9 protein-coding genes are annotated in these 11,893 nt (G+C 69.9%); 6 read left to right on the forward strand and 3 right to left on the reverse strand.

The window, feature by feature from the left end; genetic code table 11:
* The first annotated feature begins 160 nt into the window (after positions 1-160).
* The 4 genes from QZV84_RS03220 (at position 161) to QZV84_RS03235 (ending at position 3,897) form a co-directional block, all read left to right on the forward strand.
* Positions 161-490, forward strand: coding sequence for a GNAT family N-acetyltransferase (locus QZV84_RS03220; RefSeq protein WP_292825211.1), 330 nt, complete (start codon positions 161-163; stop codon positions 488-490).
* 96 nt (positions 491-586) lie between these two features.
* On the forward strand, positions 587-1,138 hold the full coding sequence (locus QZV84_RS03225; protein ID WP_292825213.1) for an ECF transporter S component: 552 nt from the start codon (positions 587-589) through the stop codon (positions 1,136-1,138).
* A gap of 78 nt (positions 1,139-1,216) precedes the next feature.
* The gene (locus QZV84_RS03230; RefSeq protein WP_292825216.1) at positions 1,217-3,049 is read left to right on the forward strand and encodes an ABC transporter ATP-binding protein; all 1,833 of its coding nucleotides are present in this window, start codon (positions 1,217-1,219) and stop codon (positions 3,047-3,049) included.
* A 38-nt stretch (positions 3,050-3,087) separates the two neighbouring features.
* Positions 3,088-3,897, forward strand: coding sequence for an energy-coupling factor transporter transmembrane component T (locus QZV84_RS03235; RefSeq protein WP_292825331.1), 810 nt, complete (start codon positions 3,088-3,090; stop codon positions 3,895-3,897).
* Between the two features lie 93 nt (positions 3,898-3,990).
* On the opposite strand, the gene QZV84_RS03240 is transcribed toward QZV84_RS03235, so the two are convergent.
* Positions 3,991-5,154 carry an acyl-CoA dehydrogenase family protein gene (locus tag QZV84_RS03240; RefSeq protein WP_292825219.1) on the reverse strand — a complete coding sequence of 388 codons (1,164 nt, stop codon included), beginning with the start codon at positions 5,152-5,154 and terminating at the stop codon, positions 3,991-3,993.
* A gap of 208 nt (positions 5,155-5,362) precedes the next feature.
* Positions 5,363-6,730, reverse strand: a complete 1,368-nt coding sequence (locus QZV84_RS03245) for a D-alanyl-D-alanine carboxypeptidase family protein (protein ID WP_292825222.1) — start codon at positions 6,728-6,730, stop codon at positions 5,363-5,365.
* Between the two features lie 120 nt (positions 6,731-6,850).
* On the opposite strand from QZV84_RS03245, the gene QZV84_RS03250 reads away from it, so the two are divergent.
* Positions 6,851-7,915: an Rv2578c family radical SAM protein gene (locus QZV84_RS03250; protein ID WP_292825225.1), complete on the forward strand. Its 1,065-nt coding sequence runs from the start codon at positions 6,851-6,853 to the stop codon at positions 7,913-7,915.
* Between the two features lie 219 nt (positions 7,916-8,134).
* On the opposite strand, the gene QZV84_RS03255 is transcribed toward QZV84_RS03250, so the two are convergent.
* Positions 8,135-9,919: a DEAD/DEAH box helicase gene (locus QZV84_RS03255; RefSeq protein ID WP_292825228.1), complete on the reverse strand. Its 1,785-nt coding sequence runs from the start codon at positions 9,917-9,919 to the stop codon at positions 8,135-8,137.
* 822 nt (positions 9,920-10,741) lie between these two features.
* Between QZV84_RS03255 and QZV84_RS03260 the strand changes: the two genes are divergently transcribed.
* Entirely contained in the window at positions 10,742-11,656 is a 915-nt protein-coding gene (locus QZV84_RS03260) for a hypothetical protein (protein WP_292825231.1), read from the forward strand.
* The last annotated feature ends 237 nt before the right edge of the window (positions 11,657-11,893 follow it).

Below are 11,893 nucleotides of genomic sequence, written 5' to 3' on the forward strand. Positions count from 1 at the left end.
GACGAAACCGTCGTAGATCGCGTCGTCGTCCGCCCCGTTCGGGATGCGGTCACGCAACGATGTCGACACCACCTGAGTCTGCCAGGCGCGCGGCGCCGAACGCGCTGGCGGAATGCGAGCGCCGTCCGTATGTTGAAGAGGAGCGACGAAGGGGAACCCCATGACAACCCAGCCTGAGACCGATGCCGAACCGCGTGTCGAGCGCAACGACGCCGAGAACCGCTACGAGATCTGGGTCGGGGAGGTGCTCGGCGGGTTCACGGAGTTCACGCCCGACTCGCGCGGCCGCCTCGTGTTCCCCCACACCGAGGTGGACCCGGCGTTCAAGGGCCAGGGGCTCGGCGGCATACTGGCCGGTCGCGCCATGGCAGATGTGGCGAGCCGCGGCGAGACGATCGTGCCCGAGTGCACGTTCGTCGTTCGATATCTGCAGGGCCACGACGTACCCGGGCTGAAGATCGACTGGCCGAAACCGGGCGACGAGGGCTGACACGGCTGGAACGAAACTCGGCCGAAGTCGCTGCCGCCGATCGGGCGAAAGCGGGCGCACGAGATCGCCGTGACCCGGCCGCACTACGCTGAGCAGGTGGCTTCAGCTCCCCGGCTTTCGACGAGCGTGCTGCTCACCTGCGCCGCAATCGGCGTGGCGACGGGAGCCCTCTCGGCCGGAGCCGGAGCGATCAGCGGACCGGTCTCGGCCGCCGTGCCGATCCTCTACGGCCTCGTGCTCGGCGTGCACGTCCTGCCTGGTGTCATCGCCCAGGAACTGCTCCGGCGCCCGTGGGTGGCGCTCATCACGCACCTCATCGCCGCCCTCGTGGCCAGCGCGGTCTTGCCGCTGTGGATCGGTCGCTACCTCGGCACCGCGCTGCTGATCGGCGCGCTGCAGGAGGGCATCGCCGCGCTCGGACGCTACCGGCGATGGGAGTCGTGGCGGTTCTTCGTGTCGGCGATCGTCGTCGGCGTCGTGATCGCGGTGCCGATCTGGTTCGCCGCCGATGTCTCGCGCTTCCCGCTGTGGGGACAGATCGTCTACATGGCGCTGTTCATCGTCGGTCCGATCGCGTGGACCGCCGTCGGGCTCGCGATCGGCGCCGCGCTGCGGCGCACCGGCGTCGCGCGGTCCAGCCGCCTCTGATCGGGTCGCGCTGAGGTGCCGCCCTTCGGGTTAGGGCAGGCTAAGTTGGGAGTACTCAGCAACCCCTTGGGAAGACCCGTGACCGCACTCGAGCGCGATCCTTCCGCCTCGGCACAGGCCCGGTCCGGCGCCGCTTCGGCGCCCCTGCTCCGTGTGCGCGATCTCGCGATCACTCACGTGGGTGAGGATGCCGCCACCCCGGCCGCGGTGAGCTTCGACATCGCGGTCGGCGACGTCGTGCTGCTGCTCGGGCCGAGCGGATCGGGAAAGTCCACCCTGACGCTCGCGCTCGACGGGCTCATCCCGCAGGCGGTCGCCGCCGACGTGCGGGGAACCATCGAAGTGGCCGGCCGCGACGTCGCGACGTCGACGGTGGCCGAGCTGAGCACGCAGGTCGGCATGGTCTTCCAAGACCCCGACGCGCAGCTGGTGACCGGCACGCTGCTGGACGAAGTCGCGTTCGGCCCGGAGAACCTGCGGATGCCGGTGGCCGACGTGCTCGCCAGATCCGAGTCCGCCCTTCGCCGGGTGGGACTGTGGGAGCGCCGCACCGAGAACCCCGACCGGCTCTCCGGCGGTGGACGTCAGCGACTGGCCATCGCGTGCGCTCTGGCGATGGGCTCACCGCTGCTCGTGCTGGACGAGCCCACGGCGAACCTCGATCCGCAGGGGATCGAGGAGGTCTACGCTGCGCTGGCCGAACTCGTCGCGGGCGGCGACCAGGCGATCCTGCTCGTGGAGCACAACCTCGACGCCGCGATCGGATTCGTGGACCGCGCCGTCGTGCTCGACCAGAAGGGCCGGCTCGTCGCCGACGGCACGGTCGATGCGGTGCTGCGCGGCCGCGCCGCGGAACTGCACGCGATGGGGGTGTGGCTGCCGATCTCCGCGCTGGCCGCGCTGCGCCTGCGGCGGGCGGGCTTCGTGCTCGATCCGCTTCCGCTGACCCCCGACGAGCTGCGCACAGCGCTCGAGGCGGCCGAGGTTCCGGCATCCCTCGCCTCACCTGCCGCGAAACCACCCGTTCTCGCCGATTCCACCCGCGCCGGCATGCCTGACACGCACGGCCACGACGAGAAGGAGTGGTTCGGGCGTCGAACCGAGGAGGGGCCGCTCATCTCGGTGCGCGGGCTGAGCCTCCGCCGCGGTCGCACCGAAGTGCTGCACGAGATCGACCTCGACGTGCGGCGCGGGGAGTTCGTGGCCGTCGTGGGGGCGAACGGCGCCGGCAAGACGAGCCTGATCCAGGCGATCGCGGGGGTCGTGCCGCCGCCCCGCGGCACTGTGCACGTCGACGGGCTCGACATCGGCCGCACCGACACGCGCACGCTGTCCTCGCGGATCGGGTTCGTGTTCCAGAATCCCGAGCATCAGTTCATCGCGGGCACCGTCTTCGATGAGCTGGCCCATGGACTGAGACTGCAGCGCCTTCCCGACGCCCAGGTGCGCGAGCGCACCGAAGCGCTCCTCGAGCGGTTCGGCCTGGCGGCGAAGGCGCACACACACCCGTTCCTGCTCTCGGGCGGTCAGAAGCGGCGCCTGTCGGTCGGCACCGCGCTCGTGGCAGGCGCGCCGGTGCTCGCCCTCGACGAGCCGACGTTCGGGCAGGATCGTGCCCGGGCCGACGAGCTGCTCGGGCTGCTGCGCGAACTCAACCGAGAGGGCACCACGATCCTGGCCGTCACGCACGACATGCAGCTGGTCTCGGAGTATGCCGACCGCATGGTCGTGCTCTCCGGCGGCCGTCTGCTCGCCGACGGCACGACCGCCGCCGTGTTTGCGGATGCCGACACCATCGAGCGGGCAGGCCTGCGCCTGCCGCCGCTGGGGCGCGCGCTGCACGGCCTGCGGCACCACCCCGAGCTGGCGGGCATGGCGCGCCTCAGTGATCTGCCCGGCGGCCCCTCGTGACCGCCACCGGACCGATCCTCGCCGCACAGGTGCCGCACATGCACCTCGACCCCTACGCGGATGCCGTCACCGCCGCGCCGGTGCGCTTCCTGTACCGGCTCAATCCGCTCGCCAAGCTGCTGGCACCCGTCCCGGCGATGGTGCTGCTCGTCTTCGTGCGGGATGCCGCCACCCCGCTCGCATTCCTGCTGCTGTCATATGCCATGCTGCTGATCGGTGTGAGCTTCACGCGCCTGCTCGCGCTGGTGCTCTTGCTCGCGCTGCCGCTCGGTGCGCTTGCGATCGGGCTCGGCTTCTCGCTGTGGATCGATCCGTCGCGCGTCGACCAGAGCGTCGTGGTGTGGCAGCTCGGCTCGTGGACGCTGTATGGCGGTGCGGTGCTCGTCGGACTCGCCACCGGTCTGCGCATCGCGGCGATCGTCGGCCTTGCCCTGATCGCGGGGCTCAGCACCACCGGACCCGATCTGGTGCGCGCGACGGTGCAGCAGCTGAGGGTGCCGTATCGGATCGGCTACACGGCCCTGGCCGCATTTCGGTTCGTGCCGCGATTCGGTCATGAGCTGGAGGTCATCCGGCAGGCCCATCGTGTGCGCGGAGCGCACGGGGGCCGCGGGCCGTTCGCTGCGGTCGCGCGCTGGAGCGGCTACATCGTGCCACTGCTGGCCGGAGCGATCCGGCACGCCGAGCGCGTGGCACTGGCCATGGATGCCCGCGCCTTCGGCGCCCACCCCGACCGCACCGAGCGGCACATCGTGCCGTTCCGTACGCGCGACGTGGTCTTCATCGTGCTCTTCGTGGCGGCATCGGGCGCGATCTTCTGGTTCTGGTTCCCGTGGGGTCTGGGCTGAGAATGAGGGATGCCGCGCCCTTCGGCAGGCTCAGGAACCGGGAGGGTGTGAGCGAGCGACGGGTCGCGGCATCCGGAATCGCGTGTCAGGCGGTCATCGCTTGCCAGCGAGCTGGCGACCGACGATCTCGCGCATGATCTCGTTGGTGCCGCCATAGATGCGGTGCACGCGGGCGTCGAGGAACGCGCGCGCGATCGGGTACTCGGTGATGTACCCGTAGCCGCCGTGCAGCTGCACGCCGATGTCGAGCACCTCCCACTCGCGGTCGGTCGACCAGAACTTGACCTTCGCGGCCTCTTCGGGAGTGAGCTTCGCGTCCTTGTAGAGCATCAGCGCCCGGTCGATGTAGGCCCACATCACGTCGACCGTCGTCGCCATGTCGGCCAGGCGGAAGCGCGTGTTCTGGAAGTCCAGAACCGGCTGCCCGAACGCCTCGCGGCTCTTGGTGTAGTCGAGCGTCCACGTGAGCGCGGCTTGAGCCGCCGCAGCTGCGGAAACGCCGATCGACAGGCGCTCCAGCGGCAGGTTCATCATGAGCTGGATGAAGCCGAGACCCTCCTTGCCGCCGATGAGGTTCGCCTCTGGCACGAAGACGTCGCTGAACGACAGCTCCGCGGTATCCCAGCCGTGGAAGCCCATCTTCTCGAGCTTCCTGCCGTGGTCGAAGCCCTCCATCCCATCCTCGAGGATCAGGAGGCTGAACGCATCGGGACGATTTCCCTCGCCGGTCTTGACGAAGGTGACGATGATGTCGGCCGTCTTGCCGGACGAGATGAACGTCTTCGCGCCGTTGACCATGTAGCCGCCGTCGACCTTCTTCGCGGTGGTTCTGATGCCGCGCAGATCGCTGCCGGCACCGGGCTCGGTCATCGCGAGAGCGCCGAGGATCTCGCCCGTGGCCATGCGGGGGAGCCACTTCTCCTTCTGTTCCTGCGTGCCCATGTGCACGATGTAGGGCACTGCGAGGTCGTCTTGGATTCCCAGCGCGCCGGCGAGCGAGCCGAGGCCCGCGCCGATGACCTCTTCGTTCACGATCGCGCGGAAGCGGTAGTCCTGCAGCATCCCGGCCCCGCCGAATTCCTCGGGAACCGCGAGACCGATGATGCCCGACTCGCCGGCCGCGAGCAGCGTCTGCCGGTCGATCTCGCCGTCACGGTCCCACTGCATGCGCTTCTCGTTCGTCGCGTAACGCTTGATGAACTCCCTCACGACGTCGCGGAAGGCCTCGTGATCCTCGTTGTAGATGTCGCGCTCCATGTGCGTCCTGCCCTTCTGTGCATATCAGTGGCGGGGCCGGGTCTTCGAAGTGCCGTGCGCGGCCGCGTCGCCGCTGGCGATCCTAGGGCACCGAACGGGGCGGATGCCGAAACGCTTGTGGCATTGCATCCCATTTACCGCGAAACTGGGTACCGCGTTTGTCGGATGCCGCCACATCGTGGATCCGTGGCCCCTTGAGGCCGCTCGGCTACAGGTACGTCGGAGCCGCGGGCAGCCCGAAGAACTCTTCCAGGGTGTGCCAGCCGCCGTCGTGGTACGCCTTCGCGAGCTCCACGCCGATGTATCGCAGGTGCCAGGACTCGGGACTGTAGCCGGTGATCGGCGTGGACCCGGCCTCGTACCGCGTGATCCAGCCGTACTCCCATGCGTGCGCGAGAATCCACTGACCCTGGGCGGTGGCGGCCAGTTCGTCGAGCGTGCCGCAGCCGTCCGCGCACGCGACGACGTCGCCGGCCAGCCCCGACTGATGCTCGCTGAAGCCCGGGCGTGCGCTGGTGAGATCGGCCTGCTCGACGCCCTCGACGCTCACCTGATTCGCATAGGTCGTCTGCTGCGTCTCGTACGAGCGGAAGCCGCTCTGCAGCGCGATCTCGCCCACCCCGGCGGTCGCTGCCGCGCCGGCCATCGCCGAGAGCGCGGCGGCGGCATCCGACCGCAGCGATCCGCCCTCGATGCTGCGCATTCCCGCGGGCGGCGCGAGAGCCGCGGGCCGATAGTCCAGTGGGGCGTTCGGGCGCGTCTTGTTGAGTACGACCCAGACCCTCGCGGGGTCATCGAGTGCGATGCACGGGGCGGTGCCCGCGGCGACCGCGCTGCGCAACGCCTCGCCGCCACCGGCGGCGGCGATCACGGCAGCATCGTCGCCGGCGGCGAGTGCGCTGAGGACGGCGGGGATGCTGCACAGTTCGAGCGCCGCGGGAGTCGCCGCGATCGTCGGCGCCGGGAGGGCCTGCACCTGGGCGGGAAGCGGTTCGGCATCCCGGGCCGTCGGCGGCGGCTCGACCGGCTCCGCTGAAACGGCGACCTGCCCCGCGGCGACGCCGACCGGGGCCTGTTCGCTGAGGGCCGCGGTGACCGTCGCGGTGACCGTCGCGGTGGAGGCCAGAACGATCGATGCGACCACGGCCAAGCTCGCCACGATGCCGGCGCGCGCCGTGCGGGGCGCGCGCGCATGTCGTGCGGGCGGCGCCGACGGTGCCATGAGCTCGGCGGTCTTGGCGGCGCGACGGGTGGGGGCGGGCGCGACGGCGCATGCTCCCACGCGGGTCGGGGTGGGGCCCGTGTTCGCGCGGCGGCCGCCGCGTGATCGGAGCGCGGGCGCCGGCTGGGGCGGTGTGACGGGGAGCGCGGCGGAGGTGACGGGCGCAGGGGTGGTGACGTCGATGATCGGCATCGGGACGGTGTGGCGCGCCACAATCTTCACCGCGGTCTCTTCGCCATGGATCGACACGGCGGGGGCGGCATCCGCCTCGAGGCCACGCTCAGCATCCCGCTCGCGCTGCAATCGTGCGGCGCGGCGGGTCAACGGGGGATTGTGCGGTTCGGGTGCCGTCACTCGCCCCATTCTTCCCCGCGAACCGGCATGGGTCGAGGCCTTGGCACTGCTTCGGCGTTTCCTCGATACTGTGTGCGATGTCGTGTTGACATACTTTCGTATTTCTGTTCCCATGGAGCCATGCGGTGGCGAGGTCAGGAACTGGGCGTGGCGGATGCCGCTGCCCTGCCCGGACTGGAGCAGCTCAATGGACTCGTCCGATCAGTGACCACTCCTGAATTCGCCGACATCACCTTTCACGAAGTGATGTGCAAGAGCGCACTGAACCACGTGCCCGGTGCGTCCGTCATGCCGTTCGACTGGACCGTGAACCCCTATCGGGGCTGCAGTCATGCGTGCGCTTACTGCTTCGCCCGCGGAACGCACGAGTACCTCGAACTCGATGCCGGCCGCGACTTCGACTCGCAGATCATTGTGAAGATCAACGTCGCGGAGGTGCTCGAGAAGGAGCTGCGGCGCGGCACCTGGCTGCGGGAGCCCGTCATGCTCGGCACGAACACCGACCCGTACCAGCGCGCCGAGGGGCGCTACAGGCTCATGCCCGCGATCGTGTCGGCGCTGACCGAGTCGGGCACGCCGTTCTCGATCCTCACGAAGGGCACGCTGCTGCGACGTGACCTGCCGCTGCTGCGCGAGGCGGCGGCATCCGTGGATGTGTCGATCGCGATGTCGATCGCCGTCTTCGACGATGGCCTGCAGAAGCGGCTGGAGCCCGGAACCCCCTCGGCGGCGGGTCGCCTCGACACGGTGCGCGCGGCGAGGAACGCCGGTTTCGCCGTGACCGTGTTTCTGATGCCGATCCTCCCCCACCTCACCGACTCGATCGCCGCCCTCGACAGCGCGTTGACGCAGATCGCGGATGCCGGTGCGGTGCGTGTGGTGTTCGGCGCGCTGCATCTGCGGCCCGGCGCGAAGCAGTGGTTCATGCAGTGGCTGGCGCGCGAGCATCCCGAACTCGTCTCGTCCTACCTCGGGCTCTATCCCGGCGCATCGTCCGGCGCTCCGAAGGCGTACCGGGCGTGGCTGTCAAGACGAGTGCGACCGCTGCTGCGCGTGCACGGACTCGACGGGAGCGCCGAAGACGACGAGCCGCGTCGGTCGACCGTGCCGGGTCTCGGGGCGCGGCCGCAGCTCGTGACCACTTCGCGCGGGCGAGCCCCAGAAGAGACCGCTCGCCTGTTCTGAGCCGACTCGGTAGGGCGTCGATGACCGGTTGTCGCGGTTACGAGCTCGGCGCAGCGCGGTGCACAACTCCTGCAGAATGACGGCCGATGCGCCGAAACCCCCGGTTTCCCGGGGTTTCGCCATCCGTTTGCAGGAGAAATGCGCCGCCGCCCTGGTCAAGCGAACGAAGCAGCTCCCCAGCGGTGGGCGCGGCCGTGGTCGGCGCGCGGCCGGCCGCGGCTACTGAGCCTGTCGAAGTGCCTCGATCGTGTCGTCGCCGGGACGCACGTTCTGGTACGGCGCTTCGATCTCGGCACGCTCGAGCATCTCAGCCATCTTGCGCTGGCGCTGACGGGTGATGAGGGTCACGACCCGACCGGTCTTGCCCGCCCGGCCGGTGCGGCCCGAGCGGTGCAGGTAGGTCTTGTACTCGTCGGGCGCATCGGCCTGGATGACCAGGTCTATGTCGTCGACGTGGATGCCGCGCGCGGCGACATCGGTGGCGACGAGCACGTTGACGCGGCCCGAGGTGAGGCGCTCCAGGTTGCGGGTGCGTCGGGCCTGGTTCAGGTCTCCGTGCAGCGAAACGGCCGGAATCCCCGCATCGGCGAACTGCTCGGCGAGCATTTCGGCGTAGGCGCGGGTGCGGGCGAACACGAGGGTCTTGCCCTCGCGATCGACGAGCTGGTCGAGGATCTGCGCTTTGTCGCGGTGCTCGATCACGAGGATGCGGTGCTCGATCGTGCTGGATGCCTGGTCTTCGCCCGCGACCTCGTGCACCGACGGGTCCACGAGGAACTCGTCGACCAGCGCCGAGACCTCGCGGTCGAGCGTGGCCGAGAACAGCAGCTTCTGCGAGCCGTCCGCCGTCTCGCGGAGGATGCGCTGCACGGGCTCGAGGAAGCCGAGCTCGCACATGTGGTCGGCCTCGTCGATCACTGCGACCATGACCTCGCTCAGGTCCAGCTTGCGCTGGGTGATGAGGTCTTCGATGCGACCGGGGGTGCCGATGACGATGTCGACGCCCTTCTTGAGCGCACCGACCTGGCGCGCCTGGGGCACCCCGCCGTAGATCTGCGTGGTGAACAGGCCGACGCTGCGGGCGATCGGCTGGATCGTCCGGTCGATCTGGAGTGCGAGCTCGCGCGTCGGGGCGAGGATGATCGCCTTCGGCTTGCGGCCGAACTCGCGCTTCTTGCCGGCACCGGCACGCAACACGTTCTCCACGAGCGGTGCGCCGAACGCGATGGTCTTGCCCGAGCCGGTGCGTCCGCGCGCGAGGACGTCGCGACCGGCGAGGATCTCGGGGATCGTCGCGGCCTGAATGGCGAACGGAGCGGCCGCCCCGAGGTCGGCAAGCGTGCGGACGATGTTCTCGCCCAGCCCGAGCGAGCCGAAGCTCACCCCGTCGACATCCGTCGCCTGAATGGCTTCGGCCTGCAGACGCTCGTGCACGACGTCGACGTGCTGCTCGTGCGCCGGGGTGCGCGAAATGGGCGTGTTCCAGTCGGAGCGACCGGCGGGTCGCGTGCCGCGGGGACGGTCACTGTTGATGTCGCGGCGGGCAGGGCGGTCGGCGTTCGAGCGCTGCGGCCGCTCGTCGCCGTACTCACGACGGGCGGGACGCTCGTCGTAAGAACGGGCTGGGCGGTCGTTGCCGTTCGGGCGCGCCGGGCGGTCGTGCGAGCGAGCCGGGCGGTCGCCCGGCGCATGGGTGCGAACGCCGCGGGCTTCGTCGCGGCCGGCGCGCTGAGTAGCCGTCCAGCGGGTCTTGTGGGCACCCGACGGGGCGTCGCTGCGGGCGCCCTCTTCGGGGGCGCGGTAGCCGCGGTGGCTCGGGCTCTTGCTGCCGGGCTTCTGGCCGGCACCCGTGCGCGCGCGGTCGCGGCCGTTCGACTCGCTTCGCTCGCTCCGAGACGGATCAGCGGGGCTGCGCCCGTCGTGGTACCGAGCCTTCTTCTCGCCGTAGCGCGGCTCGAAGTTCTTGGCCGGTCGTCCGCCGGCGGGCTTCTTGCTCTTGGGCATGGTGATGTCCTTCTGGGTTGTCTCAGCTGAGAACAGCACTCTGCAGTTCGCGCACAGACGTCATCTGCGCAGATCCCACTGCCGCAAACGCCGCACATGCGGCACGGAGTTACCCGGACTATCGTCGGCCGGGGGCCATTCAACGTGATGGTCGCCGGAGCGGATTCGCTCCCACCATCGGCCCCTTGGACTCACAAACCCATCCGCACAGCACGTGCGGTGTCCAGAGCCGACGCTTCATTCTAACGGATGCTCCGATCGCGACCCTGTGAGGATGCCGGTGGGCGCGGCATGCAGGTCATACACCGGCGCGAGGACCGCGAACACCGCGACGACGCACCCCGAGGGCGTCGCGCCCGCCCCGACACTCCGGGCTGAGTCCGAAGCGATCTACGCTGCAGCCGCCGCAGGCATCCTCGGCGCGATCTACGGGCTCGTTGTCGCCTTCATCGCCCGGACGTGCCGCTCGCCGACTCCACCGGCGCTTTCGGCCTTCTGGCCGCGATCGGGGCGGGCATCACCGCGTCCGCCGTCTCTGGCTGCCGGCATTCGAGATCATCGTCTTCGCGCTGATCTTCGGGTGGATCGCGGTCTTCATCCGCTTCCTCGGCGTCACGGGCCAGCACGAATAGACCGATTCCCGCCCAGGATTCGCCCGCGATTGCGCGGAGAGGATACTCTCATCCCAAGCAATGCCTGCTGGGAGGGAGCATCATTGCCTGAACAGCACCGACGATCCGGGGGATAAGCGGCTGCGCCTGGAGTTACCTGCAGGGCGGGAGCGCTGACGCTCTCCGCCTCACGAAAGGCCAGACCTCCGCCGTGGCCCTCCTCGCCGACGCACCCGCACTCGCCCGACCCCTTGCGCCCGTTCGACTCGCAGCGCGCCCGCTCGAACTGCTGCGCGACAGCACCGCCTCCCAGGTCGGTCTCGCCACGGCCGCGCTCCTGGTGGTGGGTTTGCTGATCTCCATCGCCACGACCCCCGACCCGCTGTGGTGGCACCTGCACTTCAGCCGGCTGGGCACGTTCGCGGTGTTCTCGGGCTTTGTCTTCAACGCGACCATCGTCATGACCAGCGCAGGGATCGTCGTGTTCGCCCTCCGTCTGCGCCGCGAGATGCAGCGCCACGCCGGCACCGCGGTGCTCGCGAACCGCCGCGCAGCAGCCGTCGTGCCCATCCTGGTCGCGCTGATCGGCATCCATCTGTCCGTCGTCGGATTCGTGCCCGTCAGTACGAACGAGTTCCTCCACGACCGAGGCTCCACCGGCGCCGTCTTCTCGTTCTTCGCGATCCTCGCCTCGAGCCGCTGGATGCTGCGCGGAATGCACCGGGTCATTGCGCGGGCCAGCCGCAGGGTCGGGCTCGGGCTCGCCGCGACGATCGCACCGTACATCGCCGGCTTCATCAACCTCGCGGCGTTCGAGCTCATCGTCTTCAGCCTGGTGTTCTGGTGGCTGCTGCTGTTCGCACGCACGGTCGGCCGCCCCGCGGACGAACCCGCACGACCCGCACGCCGACGCCTCGGCAGCATGCATCGCACGGTCGTCATCGCCCCGCTGGTCCGCGCCGAGCACGTCCCGGGCGCGGCGCACGGCCCGCATCGGTCGGCAGTGCGCCCCGCGCCGCGCGCGCGTCGGAGCTTGCGCGCCCAGCGCCGGTTGACGCGCTCTCAGAGTGTGCGCCAGCCCGAGCCGGAGCCCGAGCACCCGGGCGCCTACCCGGTCCGCACCTAGGGCAGGGACCCGGCGGCGCCTGACCGACTCGCTCCGGACCACCGGCGCGACGGCGACCTGGAGATCGGCGGGCACAATGGCCCGCCGATCTCATCGGTCATCCGCCTACACGGAGTGGTCGCGGTGCTCGTCGCCGTCGGTCGGGTGATCGTCCTGACCGCCCGACTCCGCAGTGGGCTCGACGTCATCCGACAGTGGCTCTGCGTCATCCGACAGTGGCTCGTCGTGCGCGACGCC

The organism is Microbacterium sp., from assembly GCF_011620715.1.
Lineage (GTDB): Bacteria > Actinomycetota > Actinomycetes > Actinomycetales > Microbacteriaceae > Microbacterium.

What these genes read in the sequence shown, in the direction of transcription:
- QZV84_RS03220 (WP_292825211.1), top strand. Translation starts at nt 161, where the DNA reads ATGACAACCCAGCCTGAGACCGATGCCGAACCGCGTGTCGAGCGCAAC.
- QZV84_RS03235 (WP_292825331.1), top strand. Translation starts at nt 3,088, where the DNA reads ATGCACCTCGACCCCTACGCGGATGCCGTCACCGCCGCGCCGGTGCGC.
- QZV84_RS03240 (WP_292825219.1), bottom strand. Translation starts at nt 5,154, where the DNA reads ATGGAGCGCGACATCTACAACGAGGATCACGAGGCCTTCCGCGACGTC.
- QZV84_RS03250 (WP_292825225.1), top strand. Translation starts at nt 6,851, where the DNA reads ATGCGGTGGCGAGGTCAGGAACTGGGCGTGGCGGATGCCGCTGCCCTG.
- QZV84_RS03255 (WP_292825228.1), bottom strand. Translation starts at nt 9,919, where the DNA reads ATGCCCAAGAGCAAGAAGCCCGCCGGCGGACGACCGGCCAAGAACTTC.